Source organism: Ochrobactrum sp. MYb379, assembly GCF_037479515.1.
GTDB lineage: Bacteria > Pseudomonadota > Alphaproteobacteria > Rhizobiales > Rhizobiaceae > Brucella.
Genome location: NZ_JBBGYW010000013.1, coordinates 82,766 through 106,512, shown reverse-complemented (window position 1 = coordinate 106,512; position 23,747 = coordinate 82,766). Strand labels below are relative to the sequence as shown.

Sequence of the window (23,747 nt, the reverse complement as noted above, 5' to 3'; positions counted from 1 at the left end):
TTTATGAATATATGTAATATATACATATATCTAAACTATATATTAGAAAAAATAAAAATAATTATTAATGGTGCGGGGGCGCTATGAGTAAGGGGTCGATTGGGTTCGATCTTGCGGTATGCACAGCCATATCTGCGAGATTGGAGCGACGAGGTGTGTCGCGAGCGTGTCTTAAACATGCATATGAAAGGGCTCTGATTAACGGAACGAGTTTTTGCGAAGAAATTCAGCACGCGAAAGATGTCACGGAGACGATGCTTTTCGAGGCTATTGCGGACTATCTTGAGCTTCCGTTTACATTGGAGATATTGCCGTCTCGGGTTTTTGTTTCCGGGGAGGCGGCGGCAACCGTCGTTGAGGTCGGGCAAGCCTTGGTCTTGGGGCCAGACGGTTCAAGCTATCTCTATCTTGCGCCGAATGAGCGTCGGACTGCACGGCTTCTGGAACATCTTCGTCGTTCGCCAGAGCTGCGAACGCGCATTCGGATATGCACGCACTCCTTGCTCAAGCAGATATTGCGGCAACGTCATCAAGACGAATTGATTCAACGTGCGCACTTGATGACGCCTAAGCCATTCTCGGCCGCTCGTGTACTCGAAACACCTCAGGCATTTCTCATCGCTATGGGCCTCTACGCCTTTATCGCCTGCATTGTCGGTTGGCCAATGCAAACGATATTTGTATTGCATACGAGCCTGACACTATTCTTTTTGGGCTGTGTGCTCATACGATTATCAGCTGCCGTTTCCAGTCGAAGGCTGCGCTTGTCACAAATGCTTCCATTCAAGAAACGTGACTTGCCAGTCTATTCTGTGCTCGTTCCGCTGTATCGCGAGCAAGCTGTCGTTGGACAACTGATTTCAGCGCTGGATCAGATCAACTGGCCGCGCAGTAAACTCGACATTAAGCTCGTCTGCGAAAAGGATGACTTCGATACAATCGCTGCCATTCGCAGTTGCAGGCTGCCGAGCAATTATGAAATCATCCTCGTCCCATCAGGCGGGCCGCGGACAAAGCCAAAAGCGCTTAATTATGCCTTGCAGTTTGCGCGTGGGGAAATTGTGGCCGTTTTTGATGCAGAGGATCGTCCGCACCCGGATCAGTTGCTGGAGGCATGGCAGGCATTTCAGCGTGAAGGTAGAAAGCTTGCTTGTGTTCAGGCTCCGCTGATTATCGGAAACTTCCGCCAAAACCTGCTGACGCGGATGTTTGCATTTGAATATTCGGCCTTGTTTCGGGGGCTTTTGCCATGGCTTGCGTCACAAGGGCTGGTTATTCCATTGGGTGGCACATCCAATCATTTCCGCCGTTCCTGTTTGGATGAAGTCGGGGGCTGGGATGCTTATAATGTGACCGAAGATGCCGATATGGGCCTGCGTCTGGCACGTTTTGGCTACGGCATTGGCGTTATCAGTCGTGGAACGATTGAAGATGCGCCGATAGATTTCAGCGTATGGAACAAGCAGCGTACCCGCTGGATTAAAGGTTGGATGCAAACCTGGCTGGTTCATGGTCGCAATCCCTATGCCGCATCACGTGAACTTGGCTGGTGGCGTTTTGCCATCAATCAAATTTATACTCTGGGGATAATCGGCTCAGCGCTTCTGCATCCATTTATGCTGATGACGGTTCTGCTGCTTTTCGGCAGCCTGTTTTTTGCGCCGCTTGGTGCAGAAAATATCTGGCTTCTGCGCATTGATATGGTGAATATCCTGCTGGCTTATCTGAGTTTCTATGTGTTGGGTTCCAAAACAATGGAGCCAACAGAGCTGGGCGGCTATGCCTATATTCTGGCAATTCCGGTCTATTGGGTTCTGATTTCTCTCTCTGCATGGCGCGCAGTGTGGCAGCTGGTGTGGAGACCCCATTTATGGGAGAAGACTCCGCACCAGCCAAGCTTGTTCTATGTGCCTGAAGAGGAAAGCTTCGGAATGCTCGATGCTAGAAACTCAGCACCTCGGCCGATAATGGACTGATCTTCCGGGCCAATAGCCTCAAGATCACGGCCTGTATAGGGCAATGTCAAAAGCACTCGCCGGATTGCAGCCAGTCTCGCGCGACGCTTGTCATTGGAGCGGATGATCGTCCATGGCGCATACCCGGTGTCGGTGCGTTCCAACATGGTTTGCAGTGCCGCCGAATAATCGTCCCAGCGCGAAATCCCGGCGATATCCATCGGCGAGAATTTCCAGTTTTTGAGTGGGCTGTGTCGACGCTCATGAAAGCGCTTGAGCTGCATTTCCTGACCAATATCGAGCCAGAACTTGAACAGGTGAATGCCTTCAGTCACCACCATCCGCTCGAAGTCAGGGGTTTCCGTCAGGAATGTCTCAAGCTGTTCTGGCGTGCAGAACTGCATGACACGTTCAACGCCTGCACGATTATACCAGGAGCGGTCGAAGGTGACGAACTCGCCCGATGTCGGAAAATGCTGCGTATAACGTTGAAAATACCATTGTCCGCGCTCTGTTTCGGTCGGCTTTGGCAAAGCGACATTTCGCGCGGTACGTGGGTTCATGAATTCGCGAAGCGTGAAAATTGTTCCGCCCTTACCAGCAGCATCGCGGCCTTCAAAAACATTGATGACGCGACCGCCAGTCTCTTGCAGCCAGTATTGCAGCTTCACCAACTCGATTTGTAGCCGCTCCAGTGTTTCTTCGTAATCCTTGACCTTCATTTTATCGGGATAAGGATAGCCACCGGACTGCAGCGCATTGTCCTCAATCCAATCCGGGAGTTTCGGATCATTGATGTCGAACTTCTGCGTTTTGCCATTAATTTTCAGCTTGATGGGTTTTGTGTCGCCCTTATCGGCATTCTTTTTGTTAGCTGTCTTTGAACTGTCACCCACCGCAAGCTCCTTTGCTATATAGACAAAGCATGTTTCAAACATGCCCATTCTTCTTGTTTACATGATATGGGCTGTTTGTGATGGACGTAAAGGACGCAATGCTGGTTTTTGCCGCATCTGCGTCTTCATGGTGAATCGCTTGCGCTTGAGAGCGCATCCCGAAAAGTGTGAAGCGGTTTTCGGATAAAGATACGCGTTAAATAACTGAGAGAAGTCAGAATGAGTGAAGATAACAATCAGGATGCACCCGTTTTAAATGCGGATGAATCTTTTTTCGCGCCGCTTCTCCGGGTTAAAGGTGTGCTGATTGCAAGCCTTGTTGTGATTATCTGCGTTATGGTGCTGGATCTGCCATTGTGGTTCCGCATTGTGTTGTTGCTGTTGATCGTCGTTGGTGCAATCTGGGTTGCCAGTGCCACGACTGATGATGTGGTTGTGCAAGAGCCGCAAAACGTGAGCATCGTCAGCGAGATGGACAATGTCACTGGCGAACGTCTTTCGGATTTGCTGACCGATCCGATGATCGTCTTTGATCATCGCGCAACGGTGCTTTTTGCCAATGTGTCGGCACGTGATGCTTTTCAGTCACTTGAAAAGGACACCGGGCTTTATCTGCGCTTTCGTGCGCCGGAGATGCATGCGCTTATTCAGGGTGTGATCACCGATGGCGAGCCGCGCAGCATTGATTATTTCGAGCGCGTGCCGATTGACCGTTGGTATAAAGCCATGGTGAAGGCGCTTCGCGGAGCTGACGGCAAGCCAGAACTGTTTGTTCTGCTGTTTCGCGATCAGAGTGAAACACGCCGCATTGACCGTATGCGCTCGGACTTTATCGCCAATGCAAGCCATGAATTGCGCACACCGCTGGCGTCGCTGCTCGGATTCATTGAAACGCTGCAAGGTCCGGCGCGCAACGATGCGAGCGCACGCGAACGTTTCCTTGGTATCATGCAAAAACAAGCCGAGCGCATGTCGCGTTTGATCGACGATCTTCTGTCTCTGTCCCGGCTCGAAATGCGGGCGCATTTGGCCGTGACCGAATGCGTGGATATGACAGCCGTACTTAATCATGTGGCTGATACACTAAGCCCGCTGGCACAAGGTCTGGATGTGGTTATTGAACGCCATCTGCCAGACCATCCGCTAAACGTTACCGGCACGCGGGACGAGCTAATTCAGGTGTTCCAGAACCTGGTTGAAAATGCCTGCAAATACGGGCAAGGCGGCAAGCGCATTATTGTGAATCTGAATGAAGAAGTATCGCAAGGCGCATCTGAAGTCGTGGTGTCGGTGCAGGATTTTGGACCGGGCATTGCCGCCGAACATCTGCCGCGTCTGACAGAGCGCTTCTATCGTATCGATGTGGAGACAAGCCGCGCCCAAAAGGGCACTGGGCTTGGGCTGGCGATTGTTAAACACATTCTTGCCCGTCATCGTGGACGTCTTGTCGTGCGCTCGCAGCTTGGCGAAGGTTCAACTTTTGTGGTGCGGTTGCCAAAGCGGGCATAAACTAGACAAATTCTGATACGCAAAGAAAAACCCCGGAGCAAAAATGCTGCCGGGGTTTTGAATTATAAACGCTCAAGAGATTGATTAGCGTGCGCGGCGACGTTCCGCAGTTGGCTGGAAAGCCAGCTTCGAATGATAGCCGCAATATGGGCTGGATTCACCGGATTCACTGCCGCAGAAGTGGAAGTCTTCATTGAGCGGATCGCCGATTGGCCATTTACAGGTGCGTTCGCTAAGCTGCAACAGTGTCAGCTTGCGCGAGATTGGAACCACCACGTCAGATGCCGGGCGCACAACACGCTGCGTTACAGCATCTTCAACATATTCCATCTGAAGTGCAGTTGCGCCGACAGTCTGGGTTACGGTTGCAGTGCGAATGGTCGTGGTCGCCTGTGGGCGGCTTGCACCATTGCTGCTGCTGGTCGTTGTTGTCGCAGTTGGACGCGGGGTCGCTGCAACTGGGTTTACTTTTTTGCTGCGCGGAGCAGCGGTCGTGGTTTTGCCACGGCCTGACAATTTCAGACGGTGCACTTTGCCGATCACTGCGTTGCGGCTGACGCCGCCAAGCTGCGCTGCGATCTGGCTCGCGCTCAAGCCATCATTCCATAGCTTCTTAAGCAGTTCGACGCGCTCATCTGTCCAGTTCATCGCCCTGGGCTCCAATCAATCTTCGTTATCCGGAATCCACCAGCGCCCCCGGATTACTCCAGGTGCAAATACTATATCTATCCGGGTGACTAGGTCCGCCGTACAAAATGTGGTTTTTTACTTTAAAAATAAACTACATTATTGAACGACGCCATGACAAGGGATAGCCTTGTCAGGCGGATTCCATTTCTATGGTTTTCCCCAACTTGGGTGCTAAAGACGGTTTTTCTGAGTCAGTTGCGCGTATTTTGCAGCAGCTTTTCAGAGGTGCGCCCCGTCAGGGAGAACTTCTGGCGTCTCTATATCGCCCCGTTCTGCAAAATGCCACCCCTTCGACCGCATAGGTGCCATCTTATAACCGGCAATAACTATAAGGTGTGTTTCTTGCATCACTTCATGCGTAAGATGCTTGATTATCCGGGATTGCTTTGATTGACATTTTTTTTGTGAACGCCAATATACGCGCGGGATTAAATAATGCCGCCTTGAGGGCGGTTTTTTATTTCCGCAGAGCGCATCCCGAAAAGTGTGAAACGGTTTTCGGATAAGATGCGCGTTTAAAATATGGGAAACGCTGCCTGACCGGCCTTGCCGGGGGCGCTGCATTAAAAAGGCTAATGGAGGCCTGACTGCAATGACCAACGTTACGACTGTGCAACCGCTTTACGACACTTACAATCGTGCGGCTCTGCGCTTCGAGCGAGGTGAGGGCATCTGGCTTATTACCGAAAGCGGCGAGCGTTATCTCGACTTTGCGGCAGGCATCGCGGTCAATTCGCTCGGCCATTCGCACCCACATCTCGTCAATACATTGAAAGATCAGGCTGACAAGCTCTGGCACCTGTCGAACCTCTATGAAGTTCCGGGTCAGGAAAAGCTGGGTCAGCGTCTGGTCGATGCGACTTTCGCAGACAAAGTTTTCTTCACCAATTCCGGTGCGGAAGCGATTGAATGCGCGATTAAGACCGCACGCCGCTATCATTATGTAAATGGCAATCCTGAGCGCTTCCGCGTCATCACCTTTGAAGGTGCGTTCCACGGCCGCACACTGGCCACGATCGCCGCTGGTGGTCAGGCAAAGTATCTCGAAGGCTTTGGCCCGAAGGTCGATGGTTTCGATCAGGTTCCTTTTGGCGATGAAGCGGCACTGCGTGCTGCGATCACCGATGAAACGGCTGCAATTCTGCTTGAGCCTGTGCAGGGTGAGGGCGGTCTGCGCGGTTTCCCTGAAGAGTTTATGCGTCTTATTCGTAAGATCTGCGACGACAAGGGCCTTCTGCTGATCCTCGATGAAGTGCAGACTGGCGTTGGCCGTACTGGTAAATTGTTTGCGCATGAATGGTCGGGTATTACGCCAGACATCATGGCAGTCGCCAAGGGTATCGGCGGCGGTTTCCCGATGGGCGCATGCCTTGCAACGGCTGAAGCTGCCAAGGGCATGACTGCTGGCGTTCATGGCACCACCTATGGCGGCAATCCGCTTGCTATGGCTGTTGGCAATGCTGTGCTTGATGTTGTGCTGGCTGACGGTTTCCTTGAAAGCGTGCAGGAAACTGCACTCACCATGAAACAGGGCCTTGCCTCGATTATTGATCGCTACCCGAATGTTATTTCGGAAGTGCGTGGTCGTGGTCTGCTGATGGGTATCAAATGCGTAGTTCCAAACGTGAGCCTCATTCAGGCTCTGCGTGATGAGAACTTGCTCAGTGTTGGCGCGGGCGACAATGTTATCCGTCTTCTGCCTCCGCTGGTGACAACACCGGAAGAAGCGCGTGAAGCGCTGGCGCGTATTGAAGCAGCTGTTGAGCGGCTTTCTGTTGCAAATCCGATCAGTAAGACGGCGTGAGATCATGGCGAATAATGGTATAAAGCACTTCATTGACCTCTCAGCCGTTCCGGCAACGGAACTGCGCGCGATCATGGAAGACGCCAAGGCACGTAAGGCACGCATTAAATCTGGTGAGATCGAAAAGCCATTCGCTGGTAAAGTGCTGGCGATGATTTTTGAAAAGCCGTCCACGCGTACCCGTGTGTCGTTTGATGTCGGTATGCGTCAGCTGGGTGGCGAGACCATTATGCTGACGGGTTCGGAAATGCAGCTCGGTCGCAGCGAAACCATTGCGGACACCGCAAAGGTGCTTTCGCGCTATGTCGACGCGATCATGATCCGCACAACATCGCATGATCGCATGCTGGAATTGGCCGAACATGCGACCGTTCCGGTAATTAATGCACTAACCGACGACACACACCCTTGTCAGATCATGGCTGACGTTCTTACATATGAGGAACATCGCGGCTCGATCAAAGGCAAGACCTTTGCCTGGATGGGGGACGGTAACAACGTTCTTCATTCGCTTGTGGAAGCCGCGGCGCGTTTTGATTTCAACGTCAATATCGCAACGCCGGAAGGCAGCGAGCCGAAGCATCAATACATCGATTGGGCAAAGGCAAACGGCGCGACTATCATGTCCACTGCGGACCCTATCAAGGCAGTTGACGGTGTGGATTGCATCGTCACTGACACGTGGGTTTCCATGGGGCAGGAAGATCGCGCACGTGGCCACAATGTTTTCATGCCCTATCAGGTAAATGCACGTCTGATGGCTAATGCTGACCCGAAGGCGCTTTTCATGCACTGCCTGCCCGCGCATCGCGGCGAGGAAGTGACAAACGAAGTGATCGACGGCCCGCAATCGGTCGTATTTGATGAAGCTGAAAACAGGCTGCATGCCCAGAAGGCCATTCTGGCATGGTGCCTGCAAAGCAGCTGATTGGGAGCATATTTTGTCTGACAAGATCAGCACAGAGCATAACGAAGCCGAAGTCGTTCATATCGATATGAACAATTTTGAATTCGCAGGTGATGACGCCGTTGTGCCTTTCCAGGTGGAAGGGCTCGACGTGCGTGGTCGCGCCGTGCAGTTGGGCGCAAGCATTGACGCAATTTTGAAGCGCCACGACTACCCGGAACACGTTGCCCGCCTTCTGGCGGAAGCGACGGTTTTGACCACGCTTCTTGGCACCTCATTGAAGTTTGAAGGCAAGTTTATCTTCCAGACGCAGTCTGACGGTCCGGTCGATATGCTGGTCGTGGATTTCCGCACGCCGAAGTCTGTTCGTGCCTATGCACGTTTTGATGCGGAGCGCGTTGCAGAAGCGGTGAGCGCTGGCAAAACCCGCCCCGAAGAACTGCTCGGTCGCGGCACGCTTGCTTTTACGGTTGATCAGGGTGCACATACACAGCGCTATCAGGGCATTGTTGCGCTTGATGGATCGACACTGGAAGAGATCGCACGCACTTATTTCCGCCAGTCGGAGCAGATTGCAACCGATATGCGACTGAGCGTTGCGAAGCTTGTTGAACGCGGTAGCGACGGTAAACTGGCTGAGCGCTGGCGTGCTGGCGGTTTGATGATCCAATACCTGCCGGAATCCGAAATGCGTGCGCGCATGCCAGATCTGCCGGGTGGCGATGGCGATGAGAATACCGCTATTCTCGGTCCTGAAGATGATGGCTGGGATGAAGCGCGTTCGCTGGTCGGAACAATCGAAAGCTCAGAGCTAACCGACCCGCAGGTCGGTTCGGAACGTCTGCTTTATCGTCTGTTCCATGAGCGCGGCGTGCGTGTATATGAAGCGATCCGCGTAGAGGATAATTGCGCATGTTCGCGTGAGAAGATCGAAGGCGTGTTCAATAATTTCTCGGCTGAAGAGGTTGAGGATAGCGTCAAGGACGGCAAGATTTCGGTGACATGCGAATTCTGCTCAACGACCTACGAGTTCGATCCGGCGCAGTTTGCGAAGTAAATGAGCACATCCCGAAAAGTGTGAAGCGGTTTTCGGATAAGATGTGCGACAAATTAAAAAGGCGCTTTTTTCAAAGCGCCTTTTTTTAATTCAGTGTCCGTCGAGTTTCTGGAATATCCAGCGAGAACGCTGGAATATCGACGTCAAATGAATTTCCATCGGGCGATTGCATCTGATAGCGACCGACCATGACGCCGGATGTTGTGCTGAGCGGGCATCCCGATGAATACTGATAAGAGTCGCCGGGGTTCAACGTAGGCTGTTCGCCGATAACGCCAGCGCCGCGCACTTCTTCAATGCGGCCATTGCCGTCTGTGATCTGCCAATAGCGCGAACGCAATTGCACGGTTTGCGATGAATTGTTGGCGATGGTAATCCGGTAGCCCCACACATAACGGCTTTCGTCCGGCTCGGACTGGTCTTCGAGATAAAACGGTTCAGCCGTTACCTCAATATCCCGTGTTACCGCTCTGTACATACGCACCCGCCTTCAAATCATACCTTGTCGCTGTCTTCTATCGCCAAAGTTGCGGGTAAGGTCAACGATTTGTGGCTGCAATTGCCGGAATGTTCCGGCAATTGCTTTATTTGGAATATCAATCAGCGAGCAGCGGCAAGCGCTTCCAGCACGTCTTCAACAAGATCATCCTGATCTTCGAGGCCAACCGAAATACGCAGCATACCGTCAGAAATGCCGAGTTCTGCACGCGCTTCATCGGTGAGGCTCTGATGCGTGGTTGTAGCCGGATGGGTGATGATGCTCTTTGCATCGCCCAGATTGTTGGAAATGCTGAAGACCTGCAACGCATTTTCAAACTTGAATGCTGCTTCCTTGCCGCCTTCGAGTTCGAGTGCGATCAGTGTCGAGCCGCCGGTCATCTGTTTTGCAATGATGTCTGCCTGCGGGTGATCTGCACGGCCTGGATAAATGATCTGCTTCACACCTGCCTGACCAGCAAGCGCATCGGCAACGGCTGCCGCCGACTGCGTCTGCTGACGCACACGAACGCCGAGTGTTTCAAGGCCTTTGAGCATAATCCATGCATTGAACGGGCTCATGCCTGGGCCGGTATGACGGAAGTAAGGCTGTAGCACTTCTTCGGTCCATTCCTGATCGGAAAGGATAATGCCGCCGAGGCAACGGCCCTGACCATCAATATGCTTGGTGGTCGAATAGACGACGATATGTGCACCAAGTTCCAGCGGCTTCTGGAAAAGCGGCGTTGCAAACACGTTGTCAACGATCAGCTTTGCGCCGATTTCATTGGCAATCTCTGCAACAGCTGCAATGTCGATAACCTCAAGCGTGGGGTTCGACGGGCTTTCGAGCAGCATGACTTTGGTGTTCGGGCGAACAGCTGCTTTCCAGTTTTCAATCTTCGAGCCGTCGATGATGGAGAACTCAACGCCATAGCGTGGCAGCAGTGTTTCGATAATGTAGCGCGACGAGCCAAACACAGCGCGCGCACAGATGACATGCTCGCCTGCCTGTACTTGACAGAGAATGGATGCGGCGACCGCCGCCATACCGGATGTGAAAGCGCGTGCATCTTCGGCGCCTTCGAGCGCGCACATGCGCTTTTCAAACATGTCTGTGGTTGGATTGGCATAACGCGAATAGATGAAACCCGGGTCTTCGCCAGTGAAGCGTGCTTCCGCAGCTTCTGCGGTCGGGTAGAGGAAGCCCTGCGTCAGATAGAGGGCTTCGGAAAGCTCTGCAAAGCCCGAACGGAGCGATCCTGCATGAACGAGTTGCGTTGCTGGGCGTAATTTACGGGTAGTCTTATTCGTCATTTTATCCAACCTGTCGAAAGCTGGTCGGCCGGGGCGGATTGCCTCGGCGGCCAATAAAAAAACCGGCCTTGCGAATACACAAAAGGCCGGTTACGAACCGCGGCCTTATTTTAGCGAATTCTTTAACGTGGCTGCAAGCCGGCCGGCCAAATCACCACGGAACACTTTTTCCTTATGCCTCTTGAGCGGGGTCGTCAATGCCAGAAGACGCCGACAAGCTGGAAAATAAGCAGTTTGACATGTGTTTTGATGCGTGAAAGCTGGGGAAACAGAGTCAAAATGCTGGTCTTGCGGCATTCAAGCGGTCAATGGTCTTAAACCTATTTTAAGTAATTCACGGAGTTGAGTGGCATGACGCAGAGGGAAGCAGGAATTCTGGCAGATGCGGATATTGCCGCCCTGTTTGAAAGCGGTTTGCTCAAATCTCAGCGTCCGCTCGATGCCGATCAGATTCAGCCTGCAAGCCTTGATCTGCGTTTGGGTGCGAAAGCCTATCGTGTGCGTGCATCTTTCATGCCGGGTCCGGGAACGCCGGTCATCGATAAGCTCGAACGCTTGAAGCTCCACGAGATTGACCTCACTCAAGGTGCGGTGCTTGAAACGGGCTGCGTCTATATCGTGCCGCTGCTCGAAAGTCTGTCGCTTTCGCCAGAGCTTTCAGCATCCGCCAATCCAAAAAGCTCGACTGGACGCCTCGATATTTTCACCCGTGTCATCACCGATGGCGCGCAGGAGTTCGACAAGGTTCCGGCTGGCTATAATGGCCCGCTTTATCTTGAAGTCAGCCCGCGCACATTCCCGATTGTCGCGCGCACTGGCTCGCGCCTGTCGCAAATCCGTTTCCGTCAAGGCCGCGCACAGCTGACCGAAGCCGAACTTGCGGTGCTGCATCAGACCGAAACGCTGGTGGCTGCCGAAATGCCGAACATCTCCGGCGGCGGCATTGCGCTCTCGGTTGATCTTTCTGGTGGCGAAGACAGGTTGATCGGTTATCGTGGCAAGCACCACACTGGCGTTGTCGATGTTGATAAGCGCGCCGCCAATGACGTTCTCGACTTCTGGGAACCAATCTATGATCGTGGCGCGCGCGAACTGGTGCTCGATCCGGATGAGTTTTACATCCTTGTTTCGCGTGAGGCAGTACATGTGCCGCCGCTATATGCTGCTGAAATGACGCCTTTTGACCCGCTGGTCGGTGAATTCCGTGTGCATTATGCAGGCTTCTTTGATCCGGGCTTTGGTCACACCGCTGCTGGTGGAACGGGAAGCCGTGCGGTTCTGGAAGTGCGCAGTCATGAAGTGCCGTTCATTCTCGAACACGGGCAGATTGTCGGCCGTCTTGTTTATGAGCATATGCTGCATCGCCCGAAGGCGCTTTATGGCCTTGATCTTGGATCAAACTATCAGGCGCAGCAGCTCAAGCTCTCCAAGCATTTCAGGTGATTGCATTCTTCCCAGTTCCGTCTCTATAAAATAGGGAATAGGTGGAGGATTGCTTTGGTGAAAAACGGGAAAGATGAGGTGCGGGAAATCGCGACGGACACGCCAGCGCGTCGTTTGTCTGTGGGCATTGTCGCATTGCCGGGCTTTACGCTGACCGCATTGAGCCTGTTTCTCGACCCGTTTCGCCTTGCAGCCGATGATCGCGATAAAAGCCGCCAAATCCGCTGCGGTTGGAAAATCTGCACCCTGTCTGGTGGTCCGGTCACATCGAGTTCCGGCATGGTGATCGAACCGACCGCGCCCATTGGTGAACTGGACGACTGCGATTATGTAGCCGTTGTTGGTGGTATTCTTGGGCAATATCGTCCACGCCAGCAGGCTTTGATTGATCTCATCAAGCGTGCCGATAAGCGTGGAAAGACAGTGGTCGGGCTCTGTACGGCAGCATTTTTGCTTGCCGAAGGCGGGTTGCTTGATGATCGCAATTGCTGTGTAAGCTGGTTTCACCATGACGATTTTATCAATCTTTTCGATGGCTATTCAGCTGATACGACAAGTCTGTTTCACCGCAGCGGACGACACTATACCTGCGCGGGTGGTCTGGGTGCTGCTTCGCTGTCGCTCTCGATTATCCAGAATGAAATCTCCGAGGAGCTGGCGCGCAAAAGCGCATCCATCCTGATGATCCCCTATGAGCTTGTGCGTTCGGAACAACCGGCGTTAAGCTTCAACGGGGTGCGCTCGCCGATGATCCGCAAGGCAATCCGCATTTTCGAGGAAACGCTGGAAGAGCCGGTGCCGATGATTGATGTGGCGCGAAAGCTCGGCATTTCCGTGCGCCAGATGGAGCGCGGTTTCCGCATGGCGATTGGCCGTACGGCATTTGAAGTGCGCGAAGAATTGCGGGTCAAGAAGGCTCGGGAGCTACTGTCTGAAACCGGACTGTCATTGCTCGAAGTGGCCGTTGCAAGTGGTTTCACGGATACGCGCAGCATGAACCGTTCGTTTGTGCGCCAGAAGCAGAAGCCACCGCGCGATTATCGCAAAGAACATTGAATGTCGGGCGCATGTTGCGGAAAAGTGGGAACCGGTTTTCCGATAACAACATGCGGAAAAAAGAAGCTAGAGCGAGCGCAATAAGGGCACATGGGCGCGACACGCTCTAGATTACTTGCGAATCCTGTGCCGACGACCTATTTTCCGCAGCGAAACTGCCGCTCTGGCAGATGCTGAATGCAGGAGATTTGCATGTCTGATGGTGTAAACCGTTTTCTTGGCGATACGCCTGCGCGCGCGCTGATCAAGCTTATTCTGATCTCGCTTGTGGTTGGCGTGGTTATGAGTGCGTTTCACTGGACGCCTTATGACATTCTCTATGGTATCCGCGATTTCGTCCTGCGCCTGTGGAATATGGGCTTCTCGGCAATTGCCGGTTTTGCAGATTATCTGATCCTTGGTGCAGCTGTTGTTATTCCCGTCTTTATTTTGCTCCGAATCCTGAGCTATCGGAAGTGAGTTAGAATTTTAGGGTCTGGTAAAATGCAGCAGAATAACGGCTTTACTCTTTCAAGGCGCGGTTTTCTGATCCTCGTCGGTGGCGCCCTCGCTTATGCAGCTCTGCCGAAGGGGTATGCAGAAGCAGCCTCTGGCGATGTTGATCCAACGGCGCTGTTTAATCAGATCCGCAAATCCAATGGCCTGTCTTCAATGGCAACTGACAGCAAACTTGAGAAAGCAGCGCTTTATCAGGCGCGCCGTATGGCATCTCACGGCAAGATCGGCCACTCCGTCGGGTGGGGCAATGGTTTTGTGTCGCGCCTTAAGCAGGCTGGCATTCGCGGCCCTGCGGCTGAAAATGTTGCATCCGGTCAGCCTAATACGCAAGCCGTGTTTGATGCATGGATGAAATCACCGGGGCATCGTAAAAACATGCTCGATCCGACATTCAGCCATTACGGGCTTGCATGGGCCACGCCAGAAAATAATCCGCGCCGCCTGTACTGGGCGATGATGCTCGGCCTGTAGAAATTTCATGCGCATCGCTCCTGACATAAGGCTGTCAGGGATGCGACAATGCGGTGGCCGAATTCTCTGTCGTTTTGAATGATTCCAGCATAGAGCTTTCCCTTATCTTGTTTGAAATTTGGGAAAGCCGGGGATCATATGCTGCACGATAAGAGCATTGTTTCCAGACCATTTGAAGTGACCAATCGCATGGTGATGATGATCGCCGTGCCGATGACGCTGGCAGCTATCACGACCCCATTGCTGGGGCTGGTGGATATGGGCGTGGTCGGTCAGATGGGGCAGGCGGAGCTGATTGGCGGACTGGCTATTGGTGCGCTGGTGTTTGACTTCCTGCTGACCATGTTCAGCTTTCTGCGTTCCGGCACCACTGGCCTCGTCGCGCAGGCGATGGGCGCGGGTGACAAGGCAGAAGAACAGGCGATCTTCTGGCGGGCAATTGTCATTGCCATTGCTGCAGGCATCCTGATGATCCTGAGCCTGCCGCTGACATTGAAAATTGCATCGGATTTCATTCATCCGACACCTGCTACGCAGGAAGCAATGGTCACTTATGTGTCGATCCGTATGCTTTCAGCACCAGTAGCACTGATTAATTATTCAGTGCTTGGCCTGCTGCTTGGGCGCGGGCAGGGCATTCTGGGCCTCAGCCTTCAGGTGCTGATCAACGGCATCAATATTGTGCTCTGCATCATTCTCGGGCTGGAACTTGGCTGGGGTGTGGCCGGTGTTGCATGGGCAACAGTGACGGGTGAAACTGTTGCGGCAGTCATCGGCCTCTTCCTCGTCATGCGGCATTTCCATAAGCAGACGGGTCGTCATCCTGACATCAAGCAGATTCTGGATAAGACGGGCATTGTGCGAATGATCGCGCTTAATCGCGATATTATGATCCGTTCGATCCTGCTGCTCACAGCCTTTGCTTATTTCACCCGCGCAGGAGCCGAACTCGGACCTGTGACGCTTGCGGCTAATGCTGTTCTGATGAACTTCTTCCTAGTATGCGGTTTCTTTCTGGATGGAATGGCAGCGGCCGTCGAACAGATCATTGGTCGATCAGTCGGTGCGCGCTACAGCCCGGCTTTTGTGCGCGGTGCCAAGCTTACCTTCGTTTGGGGACTGGTGATGGCGAGCGCGATTGCACTGATCCTGCTGGTGTTTGGCGATGCGATTATCGGCCTTCTTTCCAAGGCCGAGGACGTGCGCGATGAGGCGATCAGATATTTGCCATGGGCGGCATTAACCGGGCTTACTGGCCTGCTCGCATTCCATATGGATGGGGTCTATATCGGCGCAACATGGTCGCGCGATATGCGCAACATGATGTTCTTCTCGCTGATATTCTTTTTGGCGGTGCTTTATGCAGTAAAGCCCGTGATGGGAAATCACGGGCTTTGGTTGGCAATTAATCTGTTCTTGTCAATCCGCGGCATAACGCTTCTCGCGTTACTGCCGCGTAGATACAGAACTGAATTCTTCAAAGCATGATCCCGAAAAGTGGGAACCGGTTTTCGGAATAAGATCATGCTCAAGAGAAGTTTAGTCAGGAAGACGACGCGCGGCCCATTCCTTGGTGTCGCGGTCGCGCAGATCAGCAATACTGGCCACGCCTGCGGACTTCACAGCTTCTGAAAGCCCGCGCACGATGTCTGATGCGAGGCCCGGACCGCGATAGATCATACCGGTATAAAGCTGAATAAGATCAGCACCGGCTCTGATTTTTGCAAGCGCTGTTTCGGCACTATCAATACCACCAACACCGATCAGCGGCATGTCGGCGCCGACGCGCTCACGCATGCGTGCGAGAATAATCGTCGAACGCTCAAACAGCGGCGCACCCGAAAGGCCACCGGCCTCTTCGCGGTTATCAGCACTTTTCAGGCCACCGCGCGAAAGTGTGGTGTTGGAAACGATAATACCGTCGAGCTTCTGCTCAAGCGCTTCCGCCGCAATATCATCAAGCTCTTCGTCTGAAAGATCTGGCGCGATTTTCAGGAAAACCGGACGCTTCAGCGTGCACATCTTGCCTTCTTCATCGCGTGCAGCAAGCACACGCGAGAGAAGTTCGCGCAGTGCATCACTTGATTGCAGATTGCGCAGACCCGGTGTGTTGGGCGATGAAATATTGACGGTGAAATAGCGAGCCAGCTGATAGAACTTGCGAATGCCAGCGACATAATCGCCAATGCGGTCTTCTGCATCCTTGTTGGCACCGATATTCACACCAACAATGCCGGTCTTGCCAGCGCGCTGTGACAGGCGCTTAAACGCTGCATCATGGCCTTCATTGTTGAAGCCAAGACGGTTGATGACGGCATGATCATCGACCAGACGGAAAATGCGCGGACGCGGATTACCGCTCTGCGGGCGAGGTGTCAGCGTGCCGACTTCGGTAAAACCAAAGCCGATTTTCAATAGCGCATCCGGCACTTCGGCGTTCTTGTCGAAGCCAGCGGCCATGCCAACCGGATTTGGAAACTGCAAACCTGCAATCTTGACCGAAAGGGCAGGATCATGCGGGCGGCTACAGGTAACAATACCTGTTTTCAGACCGGCGATGGACAGACCATGCGCTTGCTCGGCGTCGAGCGTAAACAATGCACGTCGACCGATTGCTTCAAAAAATCCGCTCATTAACCCTCAAGCTCCGGGAAGATATGGAGACCATTGTCGTCGAGCGTCAATGGCTCGACTTTTACCACTGCCGACACTGGCAGCACGTCATAAAGATGCGGAAACAATGCCCCGCCACGCGAGGCTTCATATTTCAGCGCGACACCTAAAGCTCTCGCATCCACGCTTATTAGCAGCAGATCGGCTTGCCCGGCAAAATGCTTGGCGGCTGTTTCGCGCACCTGTTCATGGGTGGAGAAATGGATATAGCCATCGGCAATATCAACGGGTGCCCCGGTAAAATTGCCAGTCGCTTCCGCCTGCGCCCAGAGATCGCGCGGGGCGATCTTGTAGATGGTCGTTTTGGTCATAGCGGCTCTCTAGCCCGAATTTATCGGAAAATCAAAGCATGACTTGTTCGTTTTTCTTGCATAGCTCCCATATGATGGGGAGTGCTCAAGCGCATCCCGAAAAGTGTGAAGCGGTTTTCGGACAAGATGCGCTTAAAAAAGTATTCTAAAGGAGGTGAATTATGAGTGGTAAAATTTGTGCAGTCGCAATGGCTTCAGTGCTTGGTGCAAGCTTTGTTGCAAGCAGTGCATATGCTCAGGAAAACGGGCGTTATCGCCTCGAAGGCACCGAAACCGGCTATGTGCGGCTCGATACACGAACAGGTGCGCTGTCGGTCTGTAATGAGCAGCAGGGCCAGCTTATCTGCAAAATGGCGACTGAAGACCGTGAGGCTTATGAGAACGACATTTCCGATTTGCAGGATCGCGTGAAGAAGCTTGAAGATAAGTTTGCGGCGATTGATGCCGGAACTGCATCAGCCTCTCCGTCGAAACTGCCGTCGGAAGCTGAGTTTGAACAGTCGCTTGGTTATATGGAACGCTTCATGCGCCGCTTCATAGACGTCACGAAAAGCTTTGACAGTGAGCCAGAAAAGCCAGCGGGCAACCTTCCACAGTAGCCGCATCGGTATTTAGTAGTGCTTGCGCCAATGGCCTGAAAATGCTTGCTTTCCTCATACTGTTTTTCCAATAGAGGTTAAATAGTACGGGAGGAAAGTCCGGCAATGCAGGGCTGGGGAATTATAGGCGTCGCATTTCTGTATCTGTTGATGCTGTTTGCTGTGGCAAGCATTGGTGACAGACGTGCGTCGCGCTGGAGCGTTGCTCCGCGCCCCTATATTTATGCGCTGAGCCTTGCAGTCTATTGCACCTCGTGGACGTTCTTCGGCTCGGTTGGCCTGTCGGCGCAACGCGGGCTTGAGTTCCTAGGTATATATATCGGGCCCATTCTGGTTTTCACGCTCGGAAACCGCCTGCTGCGCCATATTGTGCGGCTGGCAAAGGCCGAACATATCACTTCGATTGCCGACTTTCTGGCGGCTCGCTATGGCAAAAGCTTTGGCGTAGCATCCCTTGCCACGGCAATTGCTGCCGTCGGTTCCATTCCTTATATAGCGCTGCAACTCAAAGCCGTTTCGGGCAGTGTCGGTCTGGTCATGGAGCATTACGGCTCAGCTTTTGACCCGTCTTCCTTTGTATTTGGCGATATTTCATTACCCGTCGCAGCGGTGCTTGCAGTCTTCGCGATCCTGTTTGGTACGCGGCACACTGATGCGACCGAACACCAGAACGGGCTTATTCTGGCTGTTGCACTCGAATCAGTCATCAAGCTTTGTGCATTTCTGACGGTTGGTCTGGCCTGTACGTTTTTCTTGTTTGGCTCACCCGGTGAGTTGATCGACAAGATTTCACAATCGCCAGCGGCCCTTGATGCATTCCACTATGAAACATCGATTGGCACTTGGATTGTGCATACGATGTTGAGTGCAGCCGCCATCATCATGCTGCCGCGCCAGTTCCACGTCACAGTCGTTGAAAGCCGCAGCGAAAAAGAACTGCGCACGGCATCGTGGTTGTTTCCGATCTATCTGATCCTGATCAACATCTTCGTATTTCCGATTGCGCTGATCGGCGTGATGACGCTCGGAAATACGGTGAGTGGCGATCTTTATGTGCTGGCTTTGCCGCTATCGGCTGGCGCACACTGGCTGGCGCTGGTCGCGTTTCTCGGAGGCTTGTCGGCAGCAACGGCGATGGTGATTGTTGCCTGTGTGGCATTGGCGATCATGATCTCCAACCATCTGGTCTTGCCATTGATCATTCGAACACTGGCTGTGCGGCACCCGACCGAGCAGCGTGATCTCACCATGATCATTCTCAACACAAGGCGGCTGACGATTGTTGGTATTCTGGCGCTGGCCTTTGTCTATTACCGCATGGCGTCGAATAATATTCATCTGGCGTCTATTGGCCTCATATCCTTTGCAGCCATCGCGCAGTTTGTGCCGTCTTTCATCGGCGGGTTGTTCTGGCGCAATGCCAATGGTCGCGGCGCGATGCTGGGCCTTTCGGCAGGCTTTTTAATCTGGGCCTATACGCTTTTGCTGCCGACGGTCGCGCCGGAAAATGCAGCTATCTTGCGTGAAGGCTTCCTCGGTCTGACCGCCCTGCGGCCCGAAGCCCTGTTTGGCACCGATGCACTGCCGTTGACCCATGGCGTGATTTGGAGCCTGGCCGCCAACACGCTGTTTTATATTCTTGGTTCGCTGTCGCGGGCTTCCACCCCACTGGAGCGCATTCAGGCCAGTATTTTTCTGCCCCGCTATTCGATTGCGGCACCAACGCTCAAACGCTTGCGTACCACCGTCACGGTCGCAGAACTCAAAGCCACTATGTCGCGCTATCTGGGTGCTGAACGCGTAGAACGCGCCTTCATCCGCTTTGAAGGGCGTGAGCAGCGCAAGCTTGATCCCGGCATGATGGTCGATACGCCGCTGATCCGTTATGCCGAGCAGCTACTTGGCACGGCTGTTGGTTCTTCATCGGCCCGTCTGGTTTTGTCGCTGTTGTTTAAGCGCAATGATGCTTCCGCGCGCGATGCGCGGCAATTGCTCGATGATGCTTCGGTTGCCCTGCAACAAAACCGCGACCTCTTGCAAATCGCGCTCGATCAGATGGATCAGGGTATCACGGTTCTTGATAAGGATTTGCGCCTCACATGCTGGAACCGTCAGTTTAGAAAGCTGCTTGAACTGCCCGACGAAGTCATGCAGGTCGGCATTCCGGTATCTGAAATTGGCGAGCATCTGGTACGCAGTGGTGACTTGAGCGCCAGTGCAGAAAATGCCGCTATCCGGTCGCTGGCAACCTTGCGCAAGCCATGGCGATTGACGCTGAAATCAACCGGCAAGGTGTTGGAAATCAACTCCAACCCAATGCCCGATGGTGGTCTTGTTGCGACCTATACGGATATCACCGCCGAAGTCGAAGCCGACAAAATGCGCCAGCACGAGGCAGAAGTGCTTGAACAACGCGTGGTGGATCGGACGGCAGAACTAACGCTGGTCAATCAGAAACTTGCCAAGGCGCAGAGCGTTGCTGAAGAAGCCAATCTTGGCAAAACGCGCTTTCTCGCAGCAGCAGGCCATGACATCCTGCAACCGCTCAATGCTGCACGGCTTTATAGTACTGCATTGGCCGAAAAGCTTGGTCGTGCCGAAACAAGCCAGCTTGCGCGTAATATCGACAGTTCGCTTGAATCGGTCGAGGCCATTCTGGGCATGGTGCTCGATATTTCGCGGCTCGATACAGGCGCGTTGAAACCCGAGGAAACCGTATTCCGCCTTGACCGGCTTTTGAGCCAGATTGCGACTGACTTCACGCCGATGGCGCGCAAGAAAGGACTTAAACTTCGCGCCGTGCCGTCGAGCATCGTGGTCAAGACCGACCGTAATATGCTGCGCCGTGTCATTCAGAATTTGGTTTCCAATGCGATCAAATATAGCCGCAAAGGCGGGATTCTATTCGGCGTTCGCCGCAGAGGTGATTTCATCGAATTGCAAGTGCTGGATACGGGCATCGGCATCCCCCAGCAGAAACTGAAACTGGTTTTCCGCGAGTTCACGCGTCTGGATGAAGGCATGCGAGAGGCCGAAGGTTTGGGTCTTGGCCTGTCCATCGTTGATCGTATTGCGCGCATGCTTGAACTGCCGCTGACCTTCACGTCTACATCTGGGAAGGGTAGCGTGTTTGCTATTCGTATTCCGGTTAGTTACGAAGCAGTGCCGGTTGAGGAAGTGGCTAATCGTAAGGGCATCAAGCGTTCATCGAGCCTAGCAGGCCTTGATGTGCTGTGTATCGACAATGACGCGAATATTTTGGCCGGCATGGAAACATTGCTGGGTGGTTGGGGCTGCAATCTCACAACGCTTCGTAACGGCTCAGGCCTGAAGGTTTATTGCGTTGAGCGCGAAGTTCCACCGGATATTATCGTGGCCGACTATCATCTCGATCATGAAAACGGGTTGGATCTGATTGGCTTTGCACGCGAGAATTTCGGCAGCGAGGTTCCGGCAATTCTTCTGACTGCTGATCGCTCAAAGGAAGTGCGTAGGCGTGCTGAAGAAGAGATTGTCACTGTGCTCAATAAGCCATTGCGACCGGCAGCTCTGCGCTCGCTTCTATCGAGCGCATTGCATCAGCGCTCCGCTGCCGCTGAATAAAGTTCTTAGCTTGGCTCAATAGTCAGCGCATCGCTGCCGATACGTGAGAGAAGAATGACCGCCTGCGTGCGACTATCCACGCCGAGCTTCTGCAAAACAGCCGATACATGCGCTTTGACGGTGGCTTCTGAGACATTCAGTTCATAGGCGATTTGTTTGTTGAGCAAACCTTCCGCAAGCATGGTCAGCACACGGGTTTGCTGTGGGGTGAGCGTCCTGATCTTGGCAATCAGCGTTTCAATTTCAGGGTCGCGCGCTTCATCAATATCAATATCGGATGGTGTCCAGATATCGCCAGCAAGCACGGCATGCACGGCCTCGCCAATGGTTTCCATACTGGCAGATTTGGAAATAAAGCCCGATGCGCCAAGCTCAATAGCATGGCGGATTGTGGTGGCGTCGTCAGTTGCGGAGACAATGATAATCGGCAGCGCGGGTTCAAGCGCTTTCAGTGTCACCAAACCAGACAGGCCGGTGCCGCCCGGCATGGTCAGATCAAGCAACAACAAATCAATGTCGCCGCCATCCGTGACCAGCCTTTTTGCAGCATCGAAATCGCCGACTTCAATGACTGTTGCTTCTTCCGGCAAGCTCGACAGAACCTGTCTCAGCGCTCCCCTGAAAAGCGGATGATCGTCAGCGATGATAAACTGCATAAGCCTCGCACGCCATTCTGAAAGTCCTCCCCGAGCGATGCATGGTGACATGCAACGCTTTCGTTTTATGCCGTTTTTCGTCTCTCGCAACTAAAAATAGCACTAATTAGCCGGAACTTATGTCGCATTGCCCCCTTATGGCCGCATTATACGCTAATTTTGGGTTTGAAACAGCGACCTTGGTGGAAACGAAAAGGCCTTACATGACACGCAATACGCTATATCCGGAGATTGTGCCCTTCAAGGAAGAGATGCTGCAAGTGTCGGCTTTGCATCGTATCTATGTTGAGCAATGCGGCAATCCTGATGGCAAACCCGTGATCATGATCCATGGCGGTCCGGGCGGTGGCATCACGCCCGCTATGCGTCGTCTGCACGATCCCGAAAAGTATCGCATGATCCTATTCGATCAGCGCGGCTGTGGGCGTTCGACGCCCCATGCAGAACTGCGCGAGAATACCACTTGGGATCTCGTGGCCGATATGGAGCTTATCCGCACCCATCTCGGTATCGATAAGTGGCAGGTCTTTGGCGGCTCGTGGGGTTCAACACTGGGTCTCGCTTATTCCCAAACGCACCCAGAGCGCGTGTCGGATATGATTCTGCGCGGCATCTTCATGGTGCGTCGCTTTGAAGTCGACTGGATGTATTCCAATGGCGCAAGCATTATTTTCCCGGATCATTTCGAAGCCTATCAGGACCATATCCCGGAAGAAGAACGCGGCGATATGATTGCGGCTTATTATAAGCGTCTGACGGATCGCGATCCGCAAGTGCAGTTGGCAGCCGCTCGTTTATGGGCGCGGTGGGAAGGTTCTGTGCTGTCCGTCCAGCCCGATCCTGCGCGTGTTGAGGCTTTTGGTGAAGACCTCTATGCTGTCGCTTTCGCGCGTATTGAATGCCACTATTTCCAAAACCGCGGTTTCCTTGAAAGTGACGATCAGCTTCTTCGTAATGTTGACCGTATCCGCCAGATTCCGGGCGTGATCGTTCATGGCCGCTATGATATCTGCACGCCATTTATCAATGCTTGGCAATTGAAAAAGATGTGGCCGGAAGCCGATCTCAAGATCGTTGAAGACAGCGGACATTCCGTTACTGAGCCGGGCATCATGCATGAGCTGATTGAGGCAACCAAACGATTCGCCACTTAAACGATGCGAAAAGCAGCTAATTTGAAGCCGCAAGTTGCCTAAACATTAGAAAAATCGAAAAAAGCCCCCTCTAAACGATGTATTTTGAAAGTTCATCTTTTCTTTGAATGTTTTAGTCTACAATCTAGGGACAGAACTTTGGTGATCCTCCCGGTCTCTAGCGTTCGAAGCGAAGATTTTATCTGGCGATGCTTATCCGCAGCAAGGACGGCCCCGGTTAAGCTCGTGTTCGAGAGGGATACAGACTAATGTTGAAAGAATTCAGAGAATTTGCTCTCAAGGGCAATATGGTTGATTTGGCCATTGGTGTTATCATCGGTGGCGCGTTTGGTGGCCTTGTTAACTCGATCGTCAATGACATCATTATGCCAATCATTGGTTTGGTGACGGGTGGTATCGACTTCTCCAATATGTATATCCAGCTTGCTGGCGATCCACGGCCAACACTTGCCGCAGCTCGTGAAGCCGGTGCAACCATTGCGTACGGCAATTTCGTCACCTTGCTCATCAACTTCATGATTATTGCCTGGGTTCTGTTCCTTGTCGTTAAGGGCATGAACAAGCTTAAGAAGAAGGAAGAAGCAAAGCCAGAAGCTGTTGCTGAGCTTCCGCGTGAAGAAGTTCTGCTCGCAGAAATCCGCGATCTTCTGGCAAAGCAGAGCAAAGCTTAA

At 53.0% G+C, this 23,747-nt stretch carries 21 protein-coding genes and 1 riboswitch; of the genes, 14 read left to right on the top strand and 7 right to left on the bottom strand.

Annotation, left to right across the window (positions count from 1 at the left end; all coding sequences use genetic code 11):
- The first annotated feature begins 83 nt into the window (after positions 1-83).
- Positions 84-1,976 (top strand): glycosyltransferase family 2 protein, encoded by a 1,893-nt coding sequence (locus tag WH356_RS19160; RefSeq protein ID WP_339513662.1) that lies wholly within the window; start codon positions 84-86, stop codon positions 1,974-1,976.
- On the opposite strand, the gene ppk2 is transcribed toward WH356_RS19160, so the two are convergent.
- Positions 1,904-2,851, bottom strand: coding sequence for a polyphosphate kinase 2 (gene ppk2, locus WH356_RS19155; protein ID WP_339513660.1), 948 nt, complete (start codon positions 2,849-2,851; stop codon positions 1,904-1,906). The two genes, WH356_RS19160 and ppk2, sit on opposite strands and share 73 nt — an antisense overlap.
- 219 nt (positions 2,852-3,070) lie before the next feature.
- Here ppk2 and WH356_RS19150 point away from each other — a divergent pair, with 219 nt between their 5' ends.
- Positions 3,071-4,360: an ATP-binding protein gene (locus WH356_RS19150; protein ID WP_339513658.1), complete on the top strand. Its 1,290-nt coding sequence runs from the start codon at positions 3,071-3,073 to the stop codon at positions 4,358-4,360.
- A gap of 84 nt (positions 4,361-4,444) precedes the next feature.
- Here the strand turns inward: WH356_RS19150 and WH356_RS19145 are convergent, their stop codons facing one another.
- A complete protein-coding gene (locus WH356_RS19145; RefSeq protein ID WP_339513656.1) occupies positions 4,445-5,008 on the bottom strand; it encodes a GcrA family cell cycle regulator in 564 nt (187 codons plus the stop codon).
- Between the two features lie 634 nt (positions 5,009-5,642).
- Between WH356_RS19145 and WH356_RS19140 the strand changes: the two genes are divergently transcribed.
- Genes WH356_RS19140 through WH356_RS19130 form a run of 3 tightly spaced genes read left to right on the top strand, consistent with a single transcriptional unit; the run spans position 5,643 to position 8,818 of the window.
- Positions 5,643-6,854, top strand: a complete 1,212-nt coding sequence (locus WH356_RS19140) for an aspartate aminotransferase family protein (RefSeq protein ID WP_339513654.1) — start codon at positions 5,643-5,645, stop codon at positions 6,852-6,854.
- 4 nt (positions 6,855-6,858) lie between these two features.
- Complete coding sequence (argF, locus tag WH356_RS19135) at positions 6,859-7,782, top strand: ornithine carbamoyltransferase (protein ID WP_339513652.1); 924 nt, start codon at positions 6,859-6,861, stop codon at positions 7,780-7,782.
- A gap of 13 nt (positions 7,783-7,795) precedes the next feature.
- On the top strand, positions 7,796-8,818 hold the full coding sequence (locus tag WH356_RS19130) for an Hsp33 family molecular chaperone (protein ID WP_339513650.1): 1,023 nt from the start codon (positions 7,796-7,798) through the stop codon (positions 8,816-8,818).
- Between the two features lie 85 nt (positions 8,819-8,903).
- Here WH356_RS19130 and apaG read toward each other — a convergent pair whose 3' ends face one another.
- Both apaG and WH356_RS19120 read right to left on the bottom strand, forming a co-directional pair.
- Positions 8,904-9,296: a Co2+/Mg2+ efflux protein ApaG gene (gene apaG / locus WH356_RS19125; RefSeq protein WP_339513648.1), complete on the bottom strand. Its 393-nt coding sequence runs from the start codon at positions 9,294-9,296 to the stop codon at positions 8,904-8,906.
- Positions 9,297-9,418: 122 nt separating this feature from the next.
- Entirely contained in the window at positions 9,419-10,612 is a 1,194-nt protein-coding gene (locus WH356_RS19120; RefSeq protein WP_339513646.1) for an O-succinylhomoserine sulfhydrylase, read from the bottom strand.
- Positions 10,613-10,699: 87 nt separating this feature from the next.
- Positions 10,700-10,780, bottom strand: a riboswitch (SAM riboswitch).
- A 183-nt stretch (positions 10,781-10,963) separates the two neighbouring features.
- Between WH356_RS19120 and WH356_RS19115 the strand changes: the two genes are divergently transcribed.
- From WH356_RS19115 to WH356_RS19095, 5 genes are all read left to right on the top strand, one after another.
- Positions 10,964-12,055: a 2'-deoxycytidine 5'-triphosphate deaminase gene (locus tag WH356_RS19115; protein ID WP_339513644.1), complete on the top strand. Its 1,092-nt coding sequence runs from the start codon at positions 10,964-10,966 to the stop codon at positions 12,053-12,055.
- 57 nt (positions 12,056-12,112) lie between these two features.
- The gene (locus WH356_RS19110; RefSeq protein ID WP_339513642.1) at positions 12,113-13,111 is read left to right on the top strand and encodes a GlxA family transcriptional regulator; all 999 of its coding nucleotides are present in this window, start codon (positions 12,113-12,115) and stop codon (positions 13,109-13,111) included.
- A 192-nt stretch (positions 13,112-13,303) separates the two neighbouring features.
- Complete coding sequence (locus WH356_RS19105) at positions 13,304-13,570, top strand: DUF6460 domain-containing protein (RefSeq protein WP_339513640.1); 267 nt, start codon at positions 13,304-13,306, stop codon at positions 13,568-13,570.
- A 24-nt stretch (positions 13,571-13,594) separates the two neighbouring features.
- Positions 13,595-14,080 carry a CAP domain-containing protein gene (locus WH356_RS19100; protein ID WP_339513638.1) on the top strand — a complete coding sequence of 162 codons (486 nt, stop codon included), beginning with the start codon at positions 13,595-13,597 and terminating at the stop codon, positions 14,078-14,080.
- Between the two features lie 138 nt (positions 14,081-14,218).
- A complete protein-coding gene (locus WH356_RS19095) occupies positions 14,219-15,568 on the top strand; it encodes an MATE family efflux transporter (RefSeq protein ID WP_339513636.1) in 1,350 nt (449 codons plus the stop codon).
- A gap of 51 nt (positions 15,569-15,619) precedes the next feature.
- On the opposite strand, the gene WH356_RS19090 is transcribed toward WH356_RS19095, so the two are convergent.
- Both WH356_RS19090 and WH356_RS19085 read right to left on the bottom strand, forming a co-directional pair.
- Positions 15,620-16,714 carry a quinone-dependent dihydroorotate dehydrogenase gene (locus WH356_RS19090; RefSeq protein WP_339513634.1) on the bottom strand — a complete coding sequence of 365 codons (1,095 nt, stop codon included), beginning with the start codon at positions 16,712-16,714 and terminating at the stop codon, positions 15,620-15,622.
- Positions 16,714-17,064: a DUF952 domain-containing protein gene (locus WH356_RS19085; RefSeq protein ID WP_339513632.1), complete on the bottom strand. Its 351-nt coding sequence runs from the start codon at positions 17,062-17,064 to the stop codon at positions 16,714-16,716. Before WH356_RS19085 ends, WH356_RS19090 begins: the two co-directional genes overlap by 1 nt.
- A 161-nt stretch (positions 17,065-17,225) precedes the next feature.
- Here WH356_RS19085 and WH356_RS19080 point away from each other — a divergent pair, with 161 nt between their 5' ends.
- Together WH356_RS19080 and WH356_RS19075 are read left to right on the top strand one after the other, a co-directional pair.
- Positions 17,226-17,663: a hypothetical protein gene (locus tag WH356_RS19080; protein WP_339513630.1), complete on the top strand. Its 438-nt coding sequence runs from the start codon at positions 17,226-17,228 to the stop codon at positions 17,661-17,663.
- Positions 17,664-17,768: 105 nt separating this feature from the next.
- Positions 17,769-21,266, top strand: coding sequence for a PAS domain-containing hybrid sensor histidine kinase/response regulator (locus WH356_RS19075; protein WP_339513628.1), 3,498 nt, complete (start codon positions 17,769-17,771; stop codon positions 21,264-21,266).
- Positions 21,267-21,271: 5 nt separating this feature from the next.
- On the opposite strand, the gene WH356_RS19070 is transcribed toward WH356_RS19075, so the two are convergent.
- Positions 21,272-21,922: a response regulator transcription factor gene (locus tag WH356_RS19070; RefSeq protein ID WP_339513626.1), complete on the bottom strand. Its 651-nt coding sequence runs from the start codon at positions 21,920-21,922 to the stop codon at positions 21,272-21,274.
- A 203-nt stretch (positions 21,923-22,125) separates the two neighbouring features.
- On the opposite strand from WH356_RS19070, the gene pip reads away from it, so the two are divergent.
- Positions 22,126-23,076, top strand: a complete 951-nt coding sequence (pip, locus tag WH356_RS19065; RefSeq protein WP_339513624.1) for a prolyl aminopeptidase — start codon at positions 22,126-22,128, stop codon at positions 23,074-23,076.
- Between the two features lie 248 nt (positions 23,077-23,324).
- On the top strand, positions 23,325-23,747 hold the full coding sequence (gene mscL, locus WH356_RS19060; protein ID WP_339513622.1) for a large conductance mechanosensitive channel protein MscL: 423 nt from the start codon (positions 23,325-23,327) through the stop codon (positions 23,745-23,747).

Coding starts and splice junctions, on each gene's coding strand:
- mscL (WP_339513622.1), top strand. CDS start 23,325: ATGTTGAAAGAATTCAGAGAATTTGCTCTCAAGGGCAATATGGTTGAT.
- WH356_RS19140 (WP_339513654.1), top strand. CDS start 5,643: ATGACCAACGTTACGACTGTGCAACCGCTTTACGACACTTACAATCGT.
- WH356_RS19105 (WP_339513640.1), top strand. CDS start 13,304: ATGTCTGATGGTGTAAACCGTTTTCTTGGCGATACGCCTGCGCGCGCG.
- WH356_RS19080 (WP_339513630.1), top strand. CDS start 17,226: ATGAGTGGTAAAATTTGTGCAGTCGCAATGGCTTCAGTGCTTGGTGCA.
- WH356_RS19115 (WP_339513644.1), top strand. CDS start 10,964: ATGACGCAGAGGGAAGCAGGAATTCTGGCAGATGCGGATATTGCCGCC.
- WH356_RS19090 (WP_339513634.1), bottom strand. CDS start 16,714: ATGAGCGGATTTTTTGAAGCAATCGGTCGACGTGCATTGTTTACGCTC.
- WH356_RS19070 (WP_339513626.1), bottom strand. CDS start 21,922: ATGCAGTTTATCATCGCTGACGATCATCCGCTTTTCAGGGGAGCGCTG.
- WH356_RS19120 (WP_339513646.1), bottom strand. CDS start 10,612: ATGACGAATAAGACTACCCGTAAATTACGCCCAGCAACGCAACTCGTT.
- pip (WP_339513624.1), top strand. CDS start 22,126: ATGACACGCAATACGCTATATCCGGAGATTGTGCCCTTCAAGGAAGAG.
- WH356_RS19160 (WP_339513662.1), top strand. CDS start 84: ATGAGTAAGGGGTCGATTGGGTTCGATCTTGCGGTATGCACAGCCATA.
- WH356_RS19100 (WP_339513638.1), top strand. CDS start 13,595: ATGCAGCAGAATAACGGCTTTACTCTTTCAAGGCGCGGTTTTCTGATC.
- WH356_RS19145 (WP_339513656.1), bottom strand. CDS start 5,008: ATGAACTGGACAGATGAGCGCGTCGAACTGCTTAAGAAGCTATGGAAT.
- apaG (WP_339513648.1), bottom strand. CDS start 9,296: ATGTACAGAGCGGTAACACGGGATATTGAGGTAACGGCTGAACCGTTT.
- WH356_RS19075 (WP_339513628.1), top strand. CDS start 17,769: ATGCAGGGCTGGGGAATTATAGGCGTCGCATTTCTGTATCTGTTGATG.
- argF (WP_339513652.1), top strand. CDS start 6,859: ATGGCGAATAATGGTATAAAGCACTTCATTGACCTCTCAGCCGTTCCG.
- WH356_RS19150 (WP_339513658.1), top strand. CDS start 3,071: ATGAGTGAAGATAACAATCAGGATGCACCCGTTTTAAATGCGGATGAA.
- WH356_RS19095 (WP_339513636.1), top strand. CDS start 14,219: ATGCTGCACGATAAGAGCATTGTTTCCAGACCATTTGAAGTGACCAAT.
- WH356_RS19085 (WP_339513632.1), bottom strand. CDS start 17,064: ATGACCAAAACGACCATCTACAAGATCGCCCCGCGCGATCTCTGGGCG.